General features: G+C 51.2%; 1 protein-coding gene. It reads right to left on the bottom strand.

Annotated features, from left to right (window positions below; translation table 11 throughout):
• Nucleotides 1-740 (bottom strand): site-specific integrase (locus QVO66_RS11495; RefSeq protein WP_288172848.1); only part of this gene is annotated, 740 nt, incomplete at both ends.

The following is a 740-nucleotide window of genomic DNA, read 5'->3' as shown; positions in this document are numbered from 1 at the left end:
GAGTTCTTTCATATCCACGAAAGACAAGGCGGTGAAGCAGGCGAAAATGAACAGGTCTCGCACCAATGCGAGGGTGGGGTTGTCAAACTCGTGCGCCATGATTCTTTTGATTTCGTCCTCTGTCAGATATTCCCGTTCCTTAACATTCGGGCTGATATGGAACTGCGCAAACGGATTTCTCGGTATCAGTCCGTTATAGTGCGCACGCATGACCACGCCTTTCAGCCACATGCAGTTCAGCCAGATGGTGGCGTTTTTCAGTCCCCGTTCAGCCGTAAGATAAGCCGCAAACTCCCTGATGAAGTCGGGCGTAAGTTCCAGCATGGACATGTCCGTCCGTCTGTAGAATGACTTGATAAAGGCTGCGACATAGTTCCTTGCCCTTACCATGACCTTGTATGTGCCGATGCTGCGATCTTTGCCGACACGTTTCAGGAAGTTGGCGCAATCCTTGTCAAAAGCCTTTATCAGTGTCTCATACTCGCTTCCTACCCCTTGGTAGGCATTGCGCACCATTTCAGCCGTTACGTATGCCTCTCGGTCGGATATGCGCTGATAGTGCTTGATGATTTGCGCCTTGATGTTGTCCAATGCCAGATTGACGTTCCGTGCTTCGGCACTCTTGCCTTTGGCTCGGTTGCCTTTCGCATCCCAAAGGGTTTTCGGGATGGTCTGCTTGCAACTGAACTGCGCCACAGTACCGTTGATTGTCACTCGTCCCATGATGGGGACAATACCGT

Source organism: Prevotella sp. CAG:255 (assembly GCF_000431195.1).
Taxonomy (GTDB): domain Bacteria; phylum Bacteroidota; class Bacteroidia; order Bacteroidales; family Bacteroidaceae; genus Prevotella; species Prevotella rara.
The sequence above is the reverse complement of the archived record's forward strand: the minus strand, read 5'-3'. Positions and strand labels throughout refer to the sequence as shown.